This is a genomic window from Pseudoalteromonas sp. P1-9, assembly GCF_001399975.1.
Taxonomy (GTDB): Bacteria; Pseudomonadota; Gammaproteobacteria; order Enterobacterales; family Alteromonadaceae; genus Pseudoalteromonas.
This window is the reverse complement of the sequence record NZ_LKBD01000011.1, coordinates 23,622-42,289: the sequence shown is the minus strand read 5'-3', so window position 1 is coordinate 42,289 and position 18,668 is coordinate 23,622. Positions and strand designations below refer to the sequence as shown.

At 41.9% G+C, this 18,668-nt stretch carries 14 protein-coding genes; 11 read left to right on the top strand and 3 right to left on the bottom strand.

Annotation, left to right across the window (positions count from 1 at the left end):
- Positions 1 to 4: 4 nt before the first annotated feature.
- The 4 genes from AN214_RS09170 to AN214_RS09155 all read left to right on the top strand — a co-directional run bounded on the left by AN214_RS09170 (position 5) and on the right by AN214_RS09155 (position 6,113).
- The gene (locus AN214_RS09170; RefSeq protein ID WP_054979454.1) at positions 5 to 1,021 is read left to right on the top strand and encodes an isoaspartyl peptidase/L-asparaginase family protein; all 1,017 of its coding nucleotides are present in this window, start codon (positions 5 to 7) and stop codon (positions 1,019 to 1,021) included.
- 112 nt (positions 1,022 to 1,133) lie between these two features.
- Positions 1,134 to 5,027, top strand: a complete 3,894-nt coding sequence (hrpA, locus tag AN214_RS09165) for an ATP-dependent RNA helicase HrpA (RefSeq protein ID WP_054979509.1) — start codon at positions 1,134 to 1,136, stop codon at positions 5,025 to 5,027.
- Between the two features lie 92 nt (positions 5,028 to 5,119).
- Positions 5,120 to 5,416: a PilZ domain-containing protein gene (locus tag AN214_RS09160; RefSeq protein WP_054979453.1), complete on the top strand. Its 297-nt coding sequence runs from the start codon at positions 5,120 to 5,122 to the stop codon at positions 5,414 to 5,416.
- A gap of 427 nt (positions 5,417 to 5,843) precedes the next feature.
- Positions 5,844 to 6,113 (top strand): hypothetical protein, encoded by a 270-nt coding sequence (locus tag AN214_RS09155; protein ID WP_054979452.1) that lies wholly within the window; start codon positions 5,844 to 5,846, stop codon positions 6,111 to 6,113.
- Positions 6,114 to 6,170: 57 nt separating this feature from the next.
- On the opposite strand, the gene AN214_RS09150 is transcribed toward AN214_RS09155, so the two are convergent.
- Entirely contained in the window at positions 6,171 to 7,361 is a 1,191-nt protein-coding gene (locus AN214_RS09150; RefSeq protein WP_054979451.1) for a class I SAM-dependent methyltransferase, read from the bottom strand.
- A gap of 96 nt (positions 7,362 to 7,457) precedes the next feature.
- Here AN214_RS09150 and AN214_RS09145 point away from each other — a divergent pair, with 96 nt between their 5' ends.
- The 4 genes from AN214_RS09145 to AN214_RS09130 all read left to right on the top strand — a co-directional run bounded on the left by AN214_RS09145 (position 7,458) and on the right by AN214_RS09130 (position 13,355).
- Positions 7,458 to 8,069, top strand: coding sequence for a dienelactone hydrolase family protein (locus AN214_RS09145; RefSeq protein WP_054979450.1), 612 nt, complete (start codon positions 7,458 to 7,460; stop codon positions 8,067 to 8,069).
- A gap of 36 nt (positions 8,070 to 8,105) precedes the next feature.
- Positions 8,106 to 8,378 carry an acylphosphatase gene (locus AN214_RS09140; RefSeq protein WP_010560305.1) on the top strand — a complete coding sequence of 91 codons (273 nt, stop codon included), beginning with the start codon at positions 8,106 to 8,108 and terminating at the stop codon, positions 8,376 to 8,378.
- A 72-nt stretch (positions 8,379 to 8,450) separates the two neighbouring features.
- Complete coding sequence (locus tag AN214_RS09135; protein WP_054979449.1) at positions 8,451 to 10,682, top strand: TonB-dependent receptor; 2,232 nt, start codon at positions 8,451 to 8,453, stop codon at positions 10,680 to 10,682.
- A gap of 21 nt (positions 10,683 to 10,703) precedes the next feature.
- On the top strand, positions 10,704 to 13,355 hold the full coding sequence (locus AN214_RS09130) for an ATP-binding protein (protein ID WP_082428539.1): 2,652 nt from the start codon (positions 10,704 to 10,706) through the stop codon (positions 13,353 to 13,355).
- A 195-nt stretch (positions 13,356 to 13,550) separates the two neighbouring features.
- Here AN214_RS09130 and metG read toward each other — a convergent pair whose 3' ends face one another.
- Complete coding sequence (metG, locus tag AN214_RS09125; RefSeq protein WP_054979447.1) at positions 13,551 to 15,578, bottom strand: methionine--tRNA ligase; 2,028 nt, start codon at positions 15,576 to 15,578, stop codon at positions 13,551 to 13,553.
- 173 nt (positions 15,579 to 15,751) lie between these two features.
- On the opposite strand from metG, the gene apbC reads away from it, so the two are divergent.
- Entirely contained in the window at positions 15,752 to 16,864 is a 1,113-nt protein-coding gene (gene apbC, locus AN214_RS09120) for an iron-sulfur cluster carrier protein ApbC (RefSeq protein ID WP_054979508.1), read from the top strand.
- Between the two features lie 2 nt (positions 16,865 to 16,866).
- Positions 16,867 to 17,457, top strand: a complete 591-nt coding sequence (gene dcd, locus AN214_RS09115) for a dCTP deaminase (RefSeq protein ID WP_054979446.1) — start codon at positions 16,867 to 16,869, stop codon at positions 17,455 to 17,457.
- On the opposite strand, the gene AN214_RS09110 is transcribed toward dcd, so the two are convergent.
- The gene (locus tag AN214_RS09110; RefSeq protein ID WP_054979445.1) at positions 17,454 to 18,047 is read right to left on the bottom strand and encodes a tRNA-uridine aminocarboxypropyltransferase; all 594 of its coding nucleotides are present in this window, start codon (positions 18,045 to 18,047) and stop codon (positions 17,454 to 17,456) included. The genes dcd and AN214_RS09110 overlap by 4 nt on opposite strands.
- 196 nt (positions 18,048 to 18,243) lie before the next feature.
- On the opposite strand from AN214_RS09110, the gene AN214_RS09105 reads away from it, so the two are divergent.
- Entirely contained in the window at positions 18,244 to 18,585 is a 342-nt protein-coding gene (locus tag AN214_RS09105) for an Hpt domain-containing protein (protein ID WP_054979444.1), read from the top strand.
- Positions 18,586 to 18,668 lie beyond the last annotated feature (83 nt).

The window sequence follows — 18,668 nt, the reverse complement described above, 5'->3', positions numbered from 1 at the left end:
AATAATGAACAAACGACTCGCAACTGCATTTTTAACAGCGTTTTTATCTACAAGCGTGTTTGCTGCAAGTGAACAGCCTTTCTCAATCGCTATTCATGGCGGTGCCGGTACCATAGATAAAAGTAAATTTACCCCTGAAAAGGAAGCTGCATATCGCGTTAAACTGCAAGAAGCGGTAGAAGCAGGTTATAAAGTGCTTGAAAACGGTGGTGAAAGCTTAACCGCGGTCACTACAGCCATTAATATCTTAGAAAATTCGCCGTTTTTTAACGCCGGCGTTGGTGCCGTTTATACTTATGATGGTCACCATGAACTTGACGCATCAATTATGGATGGACGCGACCGTCAAGCGGGCGCCGTAGCAGGTGTAAAGCACATTAAAAACCCAATTGATTTAGCACGTTTAGTAATGGAAGAGTCTGTACACGTGATGCTAAGCGGCAATGGCGCAGAACAATTTGCTAAGAAAAACGGCATGAGTTTAGTTAACAACAGTGTGTTCGACACCGAACACCGTTATAAAGCGTTAGAGCGTGCCAAAAAGAAACTCAATAAAACAGAGAACTACCAAGCAAATCATCGTGCACTGCCTGAGCAATATAAAATGGGCACGGTCGGCGCTGTGGCGTTAGATAAACACGGTAACTTGGCAGCTGGTACGTCAACCGGTGGTATGACGGCAAAACGCTTTGGTCGCATTGGTGATTCGCCTGTGATTGGGGCGGGCACCTTTGCCGATAACCGTTCATGTGCGGTGTCTGCCACAGGCCATGGCGAATATTTCATCCGTTACAGTGTGGCGTCTGATATTTGTGCTCGTGTGCAGTATCAAGGCAAAACCATTCAGCAAGCCGGTGATGAAGTAATTCATGATGTACTTAAACCAATAGGGGGCACAGGTGGCGTAATTATTGTTGATAGTAAAGGTAATATTAGCCTGCCGTTTAATACTAAAGGCATGTATCGCGCGTCAAAACAGGCAAATCAGCCTACCTATGTGGCAATTTTTAAAGACGAATAACGGCGATTTTTTCGTTGAATAAAATTAAAATAAGGGAAGCGCAATGCTTCCCTTATTTTATGACAATCAATTTGTTATTATTGGCCTTTTGAAATTCCGCTTTATTCTATCTATGGCTAATCCACAACAGCAGCTCTATTCACTCTTAAAAAATTGTCTTAAGAAAGATCAGTTTTTCTTCAAACGTCGCCTCGATGGTGTGAAAAAAATAAATGATGAAGCAAAACAGGTGAAGGTGCTTACCACAATTACAAAAGACATTGAAAAAAGCATCGAGCTGAGGGAGTTACGTTTAAAGCAACTGCCAAAGGTGAGTTATCCAGGAAACCTACCGGTTAGTCAGAAAAAAGACGACATTAAAAAAGCCATTAGCGAAAATCAGGTGGTGATTGTCGCGGGTGAAACTGGTTCAGGTAAAACCACTCAGTTACCAAAAATTTGTTTAGAGCTTGGCCGAGGTGTTGCAGGTTTAATTGGCCACACCCAACCACGCCGATTAGCGGCGCGCAGTGTTGCAGCGCGTGTTGCTGAGGAAATTGGCACCACTATAGGTGATAAAGTGGGTTTTAAAATTCGCTTTAGTGATCAAGTTTCTAACTCAAGTTATTTGAAGCTGATGACTGATGGTGTGTTGCTCGCGGAAATTCAACAAGATAGATTTTTAAACCAGTACGACACCATCATTATCGATGAAGCGCACGAACGTAGTTTAAATATCGACTTTATTTTAGGTTATTTGAAAAACCTGTTACCCAAACGCCCCGATTTAAAACTGATTATCACCTCGGCAACCATCGATCCCGAGCGATTTTCGAAGCATTTTAACAATGCGCCGATTATTGAAGTATCGGGCCGCACTTACCCAGTTGAGGTACGTTATCGTCCGTTAACGGAAATCGACAAAACAGAGATGGAAGCAGAGGGCGATCAACTGCAAGGTATTTTTGATGCGGTTGATGAGCTAATGCAAGCTGGGCCGGGCGATATTCTTATTTTTATGAATGGTGAGCGTGAAATTCGCGATACTGCCGATGCACTTGCAAAACGTGGCCTTGCAAATACCGAAGTGCTGCCACTTTATGCACGCCTTTCAAATGCTGAACAAAACCGTATTTTTGCCTCGCACTCTGGCCGTCGCATTGTATTGTCTACTAACGTTGCTGAAACGTCACTTACGGTTCCTGGTATTCGTTATGTTATTGATCCTGGTACGGCACGCATTAGCCGATATAGCTACCGTACTAAGGTTCAACGCTTACCAATTGAAGCAATTTCGCAGGCCAGTGCCAATCAGCGTAAAGGGCGATGTGGTCGTGTGGCGGAAGGTATTTGTATTCGCCTTTATTCAGAAGAAGACTTTTTGGGCCGCCCTGAATTTACCGACCCAGAAATTTTAAGAACAAATTTAGCGTCAGTTATTTTGCAAATGTTGGCACTTGGCTTAGGCGATATTGCGAAATTCCCATTTGTGCAAGCACCAGATAACCGTAATATTACTGATGGTCTTCGCTTACTCGAAGAAATTCAGGCAATTACACCGGTTACACGAAAGAAAGATTATAAGCTTACTAAAGCAGGGCGCGAATTAAGCCGCTTACCAGTAGACCCACGGTTAGCAAAAATTGTGCACGCAGCGAAAGATTTCGACACCATGTTCGAAGCGATTGTGATTGTGGCGGCGTTATCGATTCAAGACCCACGAGAATTTCCGCAAGATAAAAAAGCCAAAGCACAAGAAAGCCATAGCCGCTTTGCGGACAAAGATTCTGATTTTATCGGCTTTTTAAAGTTATGGCGTTATTTAGAAGAGCAACAACAAGCGTTGTCGCGCAGCCAATTTAGAAAGCTTTGCCAAAACGAATTCTTTGCTTATATGCGTGTGCGTGAATGGCAAGATATTGTTTATCAATTGGTATCAACATGCGAAGAAATGGGCTTTAAAATTAACCAAAACCCGAGCGATTACGAAGCAATTCATAAGTCAATTTTGGCAGGTATGCTCAGCCATATTGGTATGAAAGATGAAAATCAGCAATACATAGGTGCGCGTCAAAGTAAGTTCTTTGTATTCCCAGGCTCAGGTCTTTTCAAAAAATCACCGAAATGGTTGGTGGCTGCAGAGCTTGTTGAAACCAGTAAACTATTTGCCCGTATTAATGCCAAGATAGATCTTGCATGGGTAGCGCCACTTGCACAGCATTTAGTGAATCGTAGTTACAGTGAACCGCACTGGCAAAAGAAAGCGGGCGCGGTAATGGCGTTTGAACAGCAAACCCTTTATGGCTTAACCATTGTGTCACGCAAAAGCGTGCAATTTAATAAAATAGACGCCAAGTTAAGCCGTGAAATTTTTATTCGCAGTGCGTTGGTTGAACAACAGCTTGGTCAAAGTGAAAGCTTTTTAAACTTTAATCAAAAGCTGATTGATGAAGTCCAAGATCTTGAGCACAAAGCACGTCGTCGCGATATTTTAGTCGATGAAGAAACCTTGATGGACTTTTACCATCAACGATTGCCAGATAACATCACCAGTCGCGTTGAGTTTAATACTTGGTGGAAGAGCAAAAAAAAAACCGAGCCAAAATACCTGCATATGGATAAAGCGGCGTTAATGCAACATGATGCGGCTCATATTAGTAAAGACAATTACCCGGACGTTTGGCAGCAAGGTAATTTGTTCTTTCCGTTAGAGTATCATTTTGAACCGGGACAAGCATTGGATGGTGTCGTGGTGCAAGTGCCATTAGCACTGTTAAACCAAGTGGAAGATACAGGTTTTGATTGGCATATTCCGGCGTTTCGTCATGAGCTTATCACCGCCTTAATCAAATCGTTACCGAAAACAACACGTCGTAATTTTGTGCCAGCGCCCAATTACGCTGATGCCGTAATGGCGTCACTTGAGCCAATGCAGGGCAGTTTTATTGAAGCAATCAGTAAGCAATTATTACGTATGTCTGGTATCACGATTAAAGCGCAAGAGTGGGATTATTCTGCGTTGCCAAGTCATTTGAAACTTCAGTTTGCTATTAGAGATGATAAAAATAAATTGCTTGCAAGTGGTTTCGACTTAACTGAACTTAAAGAAAAACTGAAAGGTAAAGTAAGTGACAATCTTGCCAAAGTGGCTGAAAAAGGTATAGAACAAAGTGACTTAATTGAATGGTCATTTGGTGAATTACCGGCATCTTACGTACAAAAACAAGGTCAGTACGAGGTTAAGGCGTATCCAGCTTTAGTAGATGAAGGAAAGTCCACAAGCATTAAATTGTTTGATGCTAAAGACAAAGCAGATAGTGCACACTTAAAAGGCTTACGCCGTTTAGTGTTATTAAACATTCCATCACCGATTAAGTATTTACAGCAAAAACTGCCAAATAAGGCGAAGTTAGGCCTTTATTTTAATCCGTTTGGTAAAATTAACGAGCTGATTGACGATTGTATTGCAGCCGCAGTTGATGACATTTTGGCTGCGAGCAGCGCTGTACGCGATGAGCAATCGTTTGCCGAGGTTAAAGAAACCATTCGTGGTGAGTTGGGTGATGCAGTTGTTGCTATTGCACTCGATGTTGAAGCGGCACTTAGCCTAGTTAGTGGCTTGAATAAAAAGCTTAAAGGTAAAACCGATCTCACTATGATCTTGGCGCAAGGTGATATCAAGGAACAGTTATCACAGCTTATTTTTAAAGGCTTTGTCACCCGTCACGGCGCCAAGCGCATCAAAGATGTGATCCGCTATTTAAAAGGCATTGAGCGACGATTAGAAAAACTGCCGATTGACCCGCATCAAGATAAACTTAAAATGTTGGATGTGGAAAAAGCACAAAAGCTACTTTGCGATGCACTTGGTAAAGCGCGTTCAAACAGTGAAAAACAGAAACTTGAAGAAGTACGCTGGATGATTGAAGAGCTGCGCATTTCAATGTTTGCACAGAATTTAGGTACAGCGTATCCTATCTCGTTGAAGCGCATACAAAATGCAATTAAAGAGAGTAGTGGCGAATAAATATCACAAGCAAATGTAAATTTTTTGTTATTGGAAATCGGCATTTGCTGTGGTAATAATAAACCTGCGACAGGAAGTTTAGGGGAAATCTAATGTTGTATGAAGACAAGCGTAATTTTTTTCGCATGTTAGTAAATGCCGAAGCACAGCTAGTAATTTTAGACTCAGAAGCTGGCCGTAAAATTGATGGGGTATGCCGAGATTTAAGTGCAACGGGAATGGCAATTGAAATCGATGAGCCATTAGAGGTAAGTACGCAAGTAAAAGTACGTATCGATGCCACCAATAACAGTGTACCGGCACTTGATGCACTAGCAACTGTGGTGCGCTGCAGCGAAGTAGAAGATCAAGAATATTTGCTGGGGTTGGAAGTATTGGAGATTAATTAAAAAAGGAGCATGATGCTCCTTTTTTAATGGCAAAATCTACCTGAAATAAAACTAGCTATATACTAGGGTCTATTGCTCTTTGTTGTTCTATTTTTGTTCTATTTGAGCGCACTTTTATCGCGGCGTTCGATGTGTAGCCTAGCAATCTAAGCGAATATCGAGCCACAATGAGGAAAGTGTGCTCAAAAGAACCATTCGGCAGCGCTTGATTGGGTTTTCTACTGTGTTATCGGCTGACTCACATAGAAAACTATGTCACACAGCCTCTGCCTTGTATAAACCCCAATCAAACTGCAGAAAAAACGAACTTGAAAGGTCAACAGACCCTAGACCTTAGCGTTACTTCATTGAATATAAAGAATTTAGTGTTGGCATAAAGCGCTAAAGGCGGCAACGTAGTTGTGATTTTAGCAAAAAGGATATGTGTATGTGGTCATGGATAATTATAGTACTAGGCCTAGTCGCATCTGGGTATTTTACCGATGTGCAATCTGAATCTAACTTGCAAGCGATAGTGTGCCCGATTATTTTTGCGATATTGATTATTGCCACTTTGATTAAAGCATCACTTCTTTCATCTGATCTTAGCAGCTCTAAAAGTGGGACCAGCTTTATAGGTGGCGGTGGATTTCTCGGTAGTGGCAGTGGTTCAAGTGGTGGTGATTGTTCTGGCGGTGGCGGTTGCGATGGCTGTTAAATTTGCGGCTTAAAAAGAACTGTCAGATACAATACCTGAATCTGACAGTTTAAGTCTTTATAATACCTTACAGATAAGGCCCTTAAGGTAGAATCCTTCAGGGTATTCCCCCGCAATTGGGTGATCTGGTGCTTGATTTAATCGTTCCATGATACGCAGCTCTCGGCCCGCATCTAATGCCGCATCGGCAACCACTTTTTGGAATAAATTCTGTTCCATTAAACCAGAGCATGAGAAGGTTAATAACGTGCCACCTGGTTTTAAAATTTGCATGGCAATCATATTGATATCTTTATAACCACGGCATGCACCGGTCAATTGTGCTTTGCTGTCTGCAAACTTAGGTGGATCCATCACAATTGTGTCGAACTTCACGCCGTTTTCACGATATTCACGCAGTAATTTGAAAACGTCTTGTTTGATAAAGTCTACTTTTGATAGATCAAGATTGTTATGCTCGACATTGCGTTTGGCAATGGCAAGTGCACTCTCCGATACATCGACATTAGTCACTTTTTCGCAGCCTGCTTTTAATGCGTACAGACTAAATGTGCCTGTATAGCTAAAGCAGTTAAGTACGGTTTTACCTTTCGAGAAACGACTCAGCGCATTACGACTATCGCGTTGGTCTAAGTAAAAACCGGTTTTGTGGCCGCCTAAAATATCCACTTCCAACGCTAAGCCATTTTCCACTATCTTAACCGGCTCGGTTGGTGCACTGCCGTGTAATACGCCAGTAATTGGCTCCAAGCCTTCTTTTTTGCGTACATCAACGTCTGAACGTTCATATACGTTGAAACCCGGGAATAATCTAATTAGTGCTTGTACTAATTCGCCTTTATGGCGTTCGGCACCGGCACTTAGTAACTGGCACACTAAGTAGTTATCAAACTTGTCAATGGTGATGCCCGGTAGGCGGTCTGATTCTGCTGCACATAATCTAAAACCGGTTAGGCCGCCTTCTTCAATTACATAATCGCGTAAACTAAGGGCTTGCTTTAATCGGTTATAGAAAAAGTCTGTATCAACAATGGTGTTTTCATCAAACGACCAAACACGTGCGCGAATTTGTGACTGCGGACTGTAAGCAGCAATTGCTAAAAATTTACCATCTGCATCGTAAACGCTAACGGTGTCACCTAAGCCCGGGTTGCCCTTAACTTTTTTAATGGCTTTAGAAAAAATCCAAGGGTGTTTGCGCTTTAACGATTTTTCACGCCCTGGTTGAAGATAAATAACCCCAGACATAATGGCTCCGGTTGTTGCAGATAAAAAAGGTCGTTATTTTAGTTAACCTCGTAGGTGCTTACAAGTAGAATACGCTTTTGCTAATCGACAATTGCTATGAAGATTCTTATTGCCACAGATATTTTTGGTGAAACCCCATCACATTTGGCACTTTGTGAATGCTTAGCGTCACATCATTCAGTTACGTCTCTTTCCCCGTACGAGCATAACCCCCCAGCATTTGCGAATGAATCAGACGCCTATCAGTATTTTTTACAATCAGGTGGTATGGATAACTATCTGTTACGCTTAAAGAGTTTGAAAAATGCGGGTGAAATTGACATCGCCCTTGGTTTCAGTGCTGGCGGCGCGGCAGTCTGGGCGGGACAACACTTGCTGCCGTCACTTAAAAAAGCGATAGCTTATTACCCGGGGCAGATCCGACACTATCTAGAAGTGCAGCCTGCGGTGCCTTGGCATATTGTGTTTGCGCATTACGAAGCGCATTTTGACCAAAACCAAATAATTGATGCGTTGTTGCCAAAAACTGCGCTTTCTCTTTATCGCGCGCCATATCGCCATGGTTTTGTAAATCCAGATTCGCTGCAGTTCAACCACACGGCAAGAGAGCAGGCAATAGCCTGTCTTTTGCAAAGTATTGACGCTGTTGAAGGTGACAGTTTTGCGAATTACTATGAAAAATTTGGCAATACTAGAGTGACCGACTAAGTTTGTTTAAACAGTTGCTATTAAATTGGTGTGGATATGTCAGAGCGAACCTTAAAAGCTATTGTCGCTGGGCGCGTACAAGGGGTTTTTTATCGCGCGTCAGTCAAGCAAGTTGCAGAGCAATTAGGCATTAGTGGCTATGCAAAAAATCTTGCTAATGGTGAAGTAGAAGTCGAAGCGACTGGCCAAGACTTAAAGCTCATTAAGTTTACTGAGTTTTTAGAGCAAGGGCCAAGTAAAGCTGAAGTGGAAAAGGTGTCGTGGGATTATATTCAAACAAAACAGTTCAATGGCTTTGAGGTACAATAGCGAAAAAATTAGTACCTTTGCAATTCACTGATTATACTTACATTTATAACTAACAAAAGAATGCTCTCACGTATGAAACTACGCTTACTTTATGTTGCCTGCGCGCTTGCCTGCGCCCCTTCGTTTGCTCAATCTACTAAAACTGATATGGAGGTGATTGAGGTCTATGCTACAAAACGTGCACAACCGATTAAACAAGTAAGTGTAACCTTATCGAGAATAGATGGTGAGCAAATTAATGCGGAACAGTTAAAAGACATCACCGCTATCGGTCATTTAATTCCAAACGTTAAAATTTCCCAAAATGCCGCAGAGGGTACAACGCCCGCGGTGAATATCCGTGGCGTTGGCCTAATTGATTACAACACATCAAATACATCGCCTATTGCGATTTATCAAGATGACGTATCAGTTGGTGCTGCCAATAATCAATTAGTTAACTTATTTGATATCGAAAGCGTAGAAGTGCTGCGCGGACCGCAAGGTACCTTATTTGGCCGCAATAGTACCGGTGGGGCAATATTAGTGCGTAACAAGTTGCCCGAGCTAAATAATTTAGATGGCTACATAAAAGTAGGGCGAGGTAATCTAAACTTTGGTTTGCTTGAAGGTGTGGCGAATCTTCCGTTAAGCGATTCAATCGCGGCGCGAGTAGCGGTGAGCTCAAAAGAATATGATTATTCTACCAATAACTTACTTCCTGAATCAGAACAAGCGAATATGGTGCAAACCGATTATCGTATTGCTGTTTATGGGCAATGGGATAACTTCGATATGCTGTTCAAAATCAATGGCAATGACTGGGATGGCCGAGTAAATCCAGTTGGTTCTATTGGCATATTTAAAAATCCTGCCGATGGTTCTTTGTGTAGTAAAGACGAACTTGGCTCAAATAGCTGCTTTGATGCGTTTGGTTTTAACGATGGCAGTGAAAATTTTTTCGATGTTATGGTGAATAATGAGCAAGAACACGATACGGAAAATATAGGTGCGTCGCTAAAACTTAATTACCAATTTAACGATGTAACTCAACTCACTAGCATTACAGCATATAATTCCCTCAACCGCGATCATGGTTTTAATTGTGACGGAAGTCCAGCCCAGCTATGTGAAGGCCATTTGGGTACTAAAGATGATGCTTTTAGTCAGGAAATTCGCGTATCGTCAAAGTTAGATGTTGGGCATCTAATGGTGGGCTTATTTTACTTACATGAAGACATTAAACAAAATAACTTCAATGACATTCTGCGTGACCTACGTGGCGTGCTTGATCCTAGTTTAACGACGACCTTCTTTTATGATAATACCATTAACGTTGAATCTGCAGCCTTGTTTGCCCAGTTTGATTGGCAAGTCAATTCGCAATTTACCGTGGTGCTTGGCACGCGCTATACCGATGAAACGGTTAAATATGAATCCGATAGCGATTTAAACCTTGTGCTCGACCCAAGTGATTTGCTTGGCCAAACAATTGATTACTATAGCGTGTCTGGTGATGAAAGCGATGAGCAGTTATCAGGAAAGTTAGCGCTTAATTATCAAACATTAAACGACACACAATTTTATTATTCACTTTCCAATGGTTATAAAAGCGGCGGATACTATGGCGGCTTTATTGCCACCGAAGAGCAGGCAAAGCTAGCTGCATATGGTCCTGAATATTTGATTGCGAATGAATTGGGCCTGCGTACAGAGTTATTTGATAATACGTGGAAAATCTCAGCAGCAGCGTTCCATTATGATTATCAAGATCAGCAAGTGTTTATGAATCAGGCAAGTGCTACTCCTAATGCGCCACCGTTACAGCTATTAGAAAATGTCGCTTCATCAACAATCTATGGTGTGGAAGTTGAAAATACGTGGTTTGTCGGCAGCGATTTAGATATCGTGCTTAATATTGGTTACTTGCCTCATGCAGAATTTGACGAATATACCGACCCACTTGGTAATCAGCTTACCGATAACCGTTTACCCTTTACATCAGAATGGAATATTTCAAGCAACGTAAATTACCGTATTAACTTTGATAAAAGCGAACTTACGTTTGGCATCGGCAACGATTACCAGTCGGAATATTACTTTGACCAGAACATGAATGCGTTTGCGATGCAGGATGATGTATTGTTATGGCATGCAAACGTATCGTATCGCATCGCAAATTGGCATGTTAATCTGTGGGGTAAAAACCTAACAGATGAAGAGTACAGTCACTTAAAGTTCGACCTGAGCTCATTTTTAGGCATGCTCGAAGATTTTAAAGCCGAAGGCCGTCAATATGGCGTAAATCTGCGTTATCAATTTTAATTCATGTTCGGAAAGCAGTAGATGATCAGAACACGTGGGATATACTTTTTACTGATTTGTTGGTGCTTGCTGAGTCCGATTTTGGCCTCAGCAACGGTTCTGTCTGAAGAGCAACTCGGCGCTAATGTATTAACCTACGCTGCGCAAATTGATAACTCACAGCCTTTAAGCTTTCCGCTGAGCTTTCAAGAATCCCTAACTTGGCGACACAAAGCACAAGCCGTAAAACGACCTAATATATTTGGCGATGAAGTGTGGTATGCGCTTTCAATTGATAATCAAGTCGCTACTGGCGATTATGTATTTGCGCCGTCAAATTTTATGGCAGATGATATTGAGGTACGAGTTTTTGCCAAAGATGGCGTACAAGCGACGTATTCGGGCGCTAATTACCCCTTAAATGTGCCATTTCATTTCGCCAATCGTGTTCACTTAAAACAAGGTGAGCAATATATGGTGATTATACGCATCACCAGTAACTATTTTTACACTGCGCCAAAAGTAACGGTTAGTCACGCCTCCAAGTTTGAACAGCAAGCAACTGTAAATTCAACCATAATGCTGCTTTGTTTTGGCATTGGTTTAGCGCTTGGGTTATATAACTTACTGATTTACTTTGTGTCGCGAGAAAAAATGCACTTGTACTATGCATTATTTACCGCGTCGTGGGTATTCGCGTGGAGTCATTTCTTTTTAATTCCACAGCAGCTATTTAATGTTAATACTGCGTCTGTTCATTGGTTGGGCTTTATCTTATTGCCGCTGACCAACGCACTGTTTTTTATTCCGTTTTTACGACTGGATGAACGCTTTCCTCAATTGGCGAAGGTCGCTTTATGGATTGGTTATGGCGCACTCGCCGGCATTCCCATAAGTTTGTTTATGCCTGGGTTCGGTTTTATCTGGGCCACGCTCGTTACTGGAACCATGATGGTGATTGGCATGGCGTCTGGATTACTTAGTTGGCAACGTGGTTTTAAACCAGCCCGTTATTTTATTTTGGCTTACATTGCAATGCTGCTGCCGAATATGGTAGGCAATTTAAATAACTTGGGGTTATTGGGCGACGTTAACGCAAACTTTTACTTGTACGGCTTAATTGGCACCACGTTAGATGCCTTGTTATTGGCGTTTGCGGTCGCCGATAAATTGCGTTTAATCAATCAGCAAAATATCGATTTAAGTCAAAACCTAGAACTAAAAGTACGTGAACGTACCATCGCCCTTGAAGTTTTGACTGATGAACTTAAAGACGCAAATCAGGCAAAATCACGCTTCTTAGCCAATATGAGTCATGAAATTCGTACGCCAATGACCTCTATTTTAGGCTATGTAGATACCTTAAACAGTGATAACACGTTAACGCCAAACGAGCAGCGTCATGCGCTTAAAGTCATCCAAAAGAATAGCCGACACTTACTAAGCTTAATTAATGACATTCTGGATGTATCTAAGATTGAAGCAAACAAACTTACCATTGAGCAAGTACCAACGAATATCTTCCAGCTACTTTCCGAGGTGGGTTCAATTTTGGGGCGCCAAGTACGCGATAAAGGCCTTGAATTTAATATCGATTACCATTTTCCGCTGCCTAACACCATCATGTCAGACCCCGTTAGGTTGCGCCAAATTTTACTGAACTTAGCCAGTAACTCAGTTAAATTTACCAAAAAAGGCAGTGTCAGTATTAAGGTTGAAATGGAAGAAGACGACCTGAAAATTACCATTGTTGATACGGGCATTGGCATGGATGAACAAGCCGTTAAAAAGTTATTTACGCCATTTCATCAGGGCGATATATCGACCACACGGCAATATGGTGGCACTGGTTTAGGTTTACATATTTCCAAAAACTTAATTGAGCGCTTGGGTGGTTTAATTAATGTTTCGAGCAAACCAGGCAAAGGATCTAAATTCAGCTTTACACTGCCATGTTATACAACCACAGAAACCAAATGGCTTGATTCATACCAGGTCACTCAAGAAGCGAATACCAAGAAAAAACAATCTGGCGAGGTTAAAAAACTCGAAGGCAGTATTTTGCTGGCAGAAGATCACCCAGATAATCGCCTGTTTATATCCCGAATGCTTGAGAATTTAGGATTTCAGGTTATGTGTGTTGAAAATGGTGCTCTGGCAGTTGATGCCACCTTTACCGATGAGTTTGATATTATTTTGTTAGATATTCAAATGCCAGTGATGGATGGTATTGAAGCCCATGAATTAATGCGCTCAACCGGTGTATCGTGCCCGATTTTGGCGCTTACTGCTAATGCAATGACAGATGAAATTAAACACTATTTATCAGTAGGGTTTGATGACCATATTGCCAAACCCATTGATCAAACCGAGTTTTATGAAAAGCTGAGCAAGTATACCGGTATACCAATTGAAGTCGCGGCCATTCCAGAGCAAGACTTAAAAATTATGCGTTTGCAATTTATTAATAACTTAATGGAACAAAAAGCCCTCGCTGAGCACCTATTTTGTTTGGGTGATAATAAAGAGTTGGCAAAACTGTGCCATGCAATTTATGGCGCGGCTGGTATGTTTGGCTTTGATGAGTTGGGTCAAATGGCTAAAGGCTTAGAAGGCGCCTTGAAATCACAATCACAAAAAGATATTAGCTCATCGTATCAATCATTTATGCGCTCGATTAAACAGGTGAGTTAAATTTTCCCGATTTATGCTTAACCCGCCTGGCCCTATTTGTTGAGATACAAAAAAACCGCCAGTCGGCGGTTTTTTTAAGTGGTATTTTCTAACAATTTACTTGAATAGCTGTTCATGCTAGAGGGTAAATATTTTGCTAACAGCGTTTGAATTTACCCTGCGCTATTTCTGAACACACACTCAACACAATTGCTATTACATTACACGCATACCCGGCTGTGAACCGTCATCTGGGTTTAAGATGTAAATCTCTTTGCCGCCAGGACCTGCAGCAAGCACCATACCTTCAGACATACCAAAGCGCATCTTACGTGGTTTAAGGTTTGCAACCATAACTGTAAGCTTACCTTCAATATCTTCTGGTTGATAAGCTGACTTAATGCCTGCAAATACTTGGCGTGTTTCACCACCTAAATCAAGTGTAAGCTTTAATAACTTATCAGCGCCTTCGACGTGCTCTGCTTTTGCAATTTTAGCAACGCGTAGGTCAACCTTTGCAAAGTCGTTAAACTCAATTTCGTCAGCAATTGGCTCTTTTGCCAGTGGGCTATTTGGGTCAATTGCCGGTTTTGTTGGTGCAAGGCTTTCTTTTGATTCTTCAAGCATAGCGTTAACTTTATCCATTTCTACACGCTGCATAAGCGCTTTAAACTTACTAATTTCATGACCAGTTAGTGCTGTATTAATGCTCTGCCATGTTAGTTCAGTGTTCAAGAACGTTTCTACTTGCTCGGCCATTGCTGGAAGCACAGGCTTTAAGTAAGTCATTAATAACTTGAATAAGTTAATACCCATTGAACACACAAGGTGCGCTTCGTTTTGGGTCTCTTCGTTCTTAATTAACACCCACGGTGCTTTCGCATCAATATATTGGTTTGCTTTATCCGCTAACGCCATAATCTCACGAATGGCACGGCTGTACTCTCGGTTTTCAAACGAAGCTGCAATGCTTTCTTGTGCGTTTACAAACTCAGCAAGTAATTCAGGCTCTGCAATATCAGTGCTTAACTTGCCATCAAATTTCTTGGTGATAAAGCCAGCGCAACGGCTCGCAATATTCACTACTTTACCGACCAAGTCAGAGTTAACGCGCTGAGCAAAATCTTCAAGGTTTAAATCTAAATCAGTAATACCCGAATTTAGCTTCGCCGCGAAGTAGTAACGTAAGTACTCAGGGTTGTTAATGTGATCTAGGTATGTGCGCGCTTTAATAAAGGTACCTTTTGATTTAGACATTTTAGCGCCATTTACCGTGACAAAACCGTGAGCAAATACATTGTTTGGCTTTCTAAAACCTGCACCTTCTAACATCGCAGGCCAAAACAGGCTGTGGAAATAGACAATGTCTTTACCAATAAAGTGATATAGCTCGGCATCTGAATCGGTTGACCAAAATGCGTCGAAATCTAGGCCAGATTTATCGCATAAGTTTTTAAAGCTTGCCATGTAACCAATTGGCGCATCTAACCATACGTAGAAGTATTTACCTGGTGCACCAGGAATTTCGAATCCAAAATACGGTGCATCACGGCTGATATCCCACTGCTGTAGGCCATCTTCAAACCACTCGTTTAGTTTGTTTGCCATTTCGCCTTGAATTGCGCCTGAGGTTAACCACGATTTCAACATGTCTTCAAATGCTGGTAAATCGAAGAAGTAATGCTCAGAATCCTTTAACACTGGTGTTGAACCAGACATCACAGATTTTGGTGCTTCCAGCTCAGTCGGGCTGTAAGTTGCGCCACATGCGTCACAGCTGTCGCCATTTTGGTCTTCTGCTTTACAGCGAGGGCACGTGCCTGTTACGAAACGATCTGGTAAGAAAATACCTTTTTCTTCGTCAAATAGCTGAGAAATAGTACGTTTTTTAATATAGCCGCCATCATTTAGACGGTTATAAATTAACTCAGAAAACTGCTTGTTTTCCTCTGAGTGAGTGCTGTGGTAATTATCAAATTTAATATGAAAGTCAGCAAAGTCGCGCTGGCGCTCAACACTTACATTCGCCACCATTTCTTCTGGTGTAATACCTTGTTTTTGCGCGTTTAGCATGATCGGCGTACCGTGCGCATCATCGGCACATACATAATACGTTTCGTGACCACGTAATTTCTGGAAGCGCGACCAGATATCCGTTTGAATATACTCAAGTAAATGGCCTAGGTGAGTCGGGCCATTTGCATAAGGCAATGCACTTGTAATTAAGATTTTTCTTTGCGACATATCGTTTACCGTAAACTAGTGTGGTGACAACACCATTAAAATACCCAACGGGTAACACCTAACTTGTGAAAGCGAATATTAAACAGTACAACAAGCTAAGTTTAAAACTGGAGTTAAGGTCAGGAATATTACATAATTCCAGCGCGTATTTCATTAGCCAAATGAAGATTTACATGTTTAATATTAAAAATCTTTTCCGAGGGTCCAAAGCAGCCGAAAAAGCGCTGAAAAAACCACACAATTCCGACTTATTTGAGCAAATAAACAGTTTGCTCTGCGATTATCGCTCGGACGTCTTTCCTGTGGGGTTACAACAAGCGTGTAGTTTAGTCTCGGTGGATGATGTTGATGGTGTTAAAGTTGCTCTAACGCTTCATTTTGCTGCCACGACAGAGCAGCCTGCAATCGCCGCGTTTCTTTCAGAACAACTGCAAAAACCGGTGCACGTGAGTGTGCAGGTGCAATTGCTCGAGCCTTTTCGCCATAGCACGATTAAACATATTATCTTAGTTGCCAGTGGCAAAGGTGGTGTCGGTAAATCAACTAGTGCCGTTAATTTGGCCCATGCGTTGAAGCAAAATGGTGCAGCCGTCGGGGTGCTAGATGCCGATATTTATGGCCCATCTATTCCATTATTACTGGGGCTTGAAGACCAAAAACCGCAAGCGAAAGACGATAAGACTTTGCTACCTATGAGTAAAAATGGGCTTGCAGCACAATCAATAGGCTTTTTGCTAGGCAAAGAGGATGCCACAGTGTGGCGGGGTCCTATGGCATCCACAGCGCTGATGCAGTTATTAAACGAAACCGCGTGGCCTGAACTTGATTATTTAATTGTGGATATGCCACCGGGTACAGGGGATATTCAGCTCACTATGTCGCAAAAAATTCCAGCAAGTGGCGCTGTGATTGTTACAACACCACAAGATTTAGCGCTTGCCGATGCCAATAAGGGCATCGACATGTTTAATAAAGTTAAAGTGCCAATTTTAGGTTTACTTGAAAATATGAGTTACTTTCACTGTCAACATTGTAATGGTATCAACCACGTATTTGGTGAAGACGGTGGTAAAGCACTTGCCCAGCGTATTGATGTACCATTACTTGGCCAAGTGCCGCTGGCCCATGCCATTCGCGAAAGTGGCGAAGCAGGTGAGTTTATTTCACATAATGCTGACAAGGCGCTCGTTGCCATTTATAATCGAGCGGCAAAACTTATTGCTAGTCATTTGTTTTATCAAGGAAGTGGCAGCAATCCCGTCGAAATTATTATAACGGACGATTAACTATGCGATTATGCGATACCCATATAAAAGAGTATCTAAACGCGGGTAAAATTAGCATTGATCCTGCACCAAAAGATGACATGATTTCCGGTGTGACGGTCGATTTACGATTAGGCAACAAATTTCGTGTATTTCAGGATCATAAAGCCCCCTATGTTGATTTAAGTGGTCCAAAAGAGTTGGTGTCAGCGGCAATGGAATCGATTATGAGCGATGAAATTGTGCTAGAAGAGGGAGAAGCATTCTTCCTACACCCGGGTGAACTTGCCCTTGCTATCACGTATGAAAGTGTCACTTTGCCTGACGATATCGTAGGTTGGTTAGATGGCCGTTCGTCGCTTGCGCGTTTAGGTTTAATGGTTCACGTAACCGCTCACCGAATTGATCCAGGTTGGTCAGGCAATATTGTGTTGGAATTTTACAATTCTGGAAAATTGCCATTAGCCCTTCGCTCGTATATGAAAATTGGGGCGCTGAGTTTTGAAACCATGTCTGGACCGGCAGAGAACCCTTATAACCGCCGTAAAGACGCAAAATACAAAGGCCAATCAGGCGCTGTGGCTAGCCGCATTAGTGACGACAGCCAGTCTTAATCGTTTTGTTTATAGCGTGCCCGTACTTCTGCGGGCATGTGCTTAAATTGATTCTCCATCATTGCCTCTAATGCCGTGTAAGCGGGCTCCATCGGTAGTTTTTCCGTTAAGTTAAGCGCGTAAGCAATTGCCTCAAGGCTCGATAAGCTATCCATACGGTTGGCTTTACGAATATGATACCGATTTTCCGGTAGCTGGCTAAAACTCACCTGTTTAAACTGGCTCAAAATATCCAGACTAAAAAACAGCTTATTCGCTTTTTTCCAGGTACCATCAAGCACGATTAAATGGCTAAGGTTTAACGCGGTATTGTTGTCTTCTAGTGGCTCAGCATCTTCTGTAGGGTATAAAAGGGCACTGGAATTTTGTGGCAGTGCTTTAAGTGCGTCAAAGTCTTCAGGTGTTTCACCGACTAAAACCGTAATATTAGAATAAATTAACTCGGCCAATCGCACTGTATTCTTTGCGTTTTTCTCTTCGCCTTTGTGTTGCAACACAATGATGTTAATGCGATTCGAAAGGGTTTTAACGTGTGCGCATATGCAATCAGTTTTAACAAAGTGGCATGTATTACAAGTGGGGCGGGCCATAGATGTGTAGTTTCGTCGCTAAAATGAGTAGTTTAATAGTCCGCGTTGCTTCATTCAAGCACGCCATTTGATGGGTTAAATAAAAACTAAATGGTGTGCTAAATATAGGAACTAACAGTTAATTTTTAAATCGGAATAGAAAAGTGGCGCATCTTGGTTTAATGTTAAAGGAAGTCAAATACTTTAATAGCTTTCTATGAGTGAAATAGACGTAAACATTAATTCAGATGCACTGTTTGCTATGCAAGATCTGTTGCAAGATCAATTTTTACCTACCTTAGAATTCTGTCTGACAGAATTTGACCGCCTTTATCAAGATCTTGAAAACGATTTTGACAGTAATTTAACTGAGGCAACGCGACATGCCCATAGTTTAAAATCAAATGCGGCGCAATTTGGTGCTGACTCGCTTGCGCAAATCGCGAGACAACTCGAACACGCGCTTAACGAGTCAAATATGGCTCTGGCCAGCGAATTAAAAACGGCTTTGCCTGCGCATATTTCTGCTACTAAAGACGCAATAAACAAGCTGGTTTAATTATTTTATTCCATTAGTGTGTTTATCCTTTCGCTTTTAATGCAAATGCGATAGCCTGAGGCTTGAGCATGCGCTAGCTTTCA

Bases quoted from the DNA above. Each gene is read 5' to 3' on its own strand.
- apbC (WP_054979508.1), top strand. From the start codon at position 15,752: ATGTTTAATATTAAAAATCTTTTCCGAGGGTCCAAAGCAGCCGAAAAA.
- AN214_RS09140 (WP_010560305.1), top strand. From the start codon at position 8,106: ATGTCAGAGCGAACCTTAAAAGCTATTGTCGCTGGGCGCGTACAAGGG.
- AN214_RS09105 (WP_054979444.1), top strand. From the start codon at position 18,244: ATGAGTGAAATAGACGTAAACATTAATTCAGATGCACTGTTTGCTATG.
- AN214_RS09160 (WP_054979453.1), top strand. From the start codon at position 5,120: ATGTTGTATGAAGACAAGCGTAATTTTTTTCGCATGTTAGTAAATGCC.
- AN214_RS09155 (WP_054979452.1), top strand. From the start codon at position 5,844: ATGTGGTCATGGATAATTATAGTACTAGGCCTAGTCGCATCTGGGTAT.
- dcd (WP_054979446.1), top strand. From the start codon at position 16,867: ATGCGATTATGCGATACCCATATAAAAGAGTATCTAAACGCGGGTAAA.
- AN214_RS09110 (WP_054979445.1), bottom strand. From the start codon at position 18,047: ATGGCCCGCCCCACTTGTAATACATGCCACTTTGTTAAAACTGATTGC.
- AN214_RS09145 (WP_054979450.1), top strand. From the start codon at position 7,458: ATGAAGATTCTTATTGCCACAGATATTTTTGGTGAAACCCCATCACAT.
- AN214_RS09130 (WP_082428539.1), top strand. From the start codon at position 10,704: ATGATCAGAACACGTGGGATATACTTTTTACTGATTTGTTGGTGCTTG.
- AN214_RS09170 (WP_054979454.1), top strand. From the start codon at position 5: ATGAACAAACGACTCGCAACTGCATTTTTAACAGCGTTTTTATCTACA.
- metG (WP_054979447.1), bottom strand. From the start codon at position 15,578: ATGTCGCAAAGAAAAATCTTAATTACAAGTGCATTGCCTTATGCAAAT.
- AN214_RS09150 (WP_054979451.1), bottom strand. From the start codon at position 7,361: ATGTCTGGGGTTATTTATCTTCAACCAGGGCGTGAAAAATCGTTAAAG.
- AN214_RS09135 (WP_054979449.1), top strand. From the start codon at position 8,451: ATGAAACTACGCTTACTTTATGTTGCCTGCGCGCTTGCCTGCGCCCCT.
- hrpA (WP_054979509.1), top strand. From the start codon at position 1,134: ATGGCTAATCCACAACAGCAGCTCTATTCACTCTTAAAAAATTGTCTT.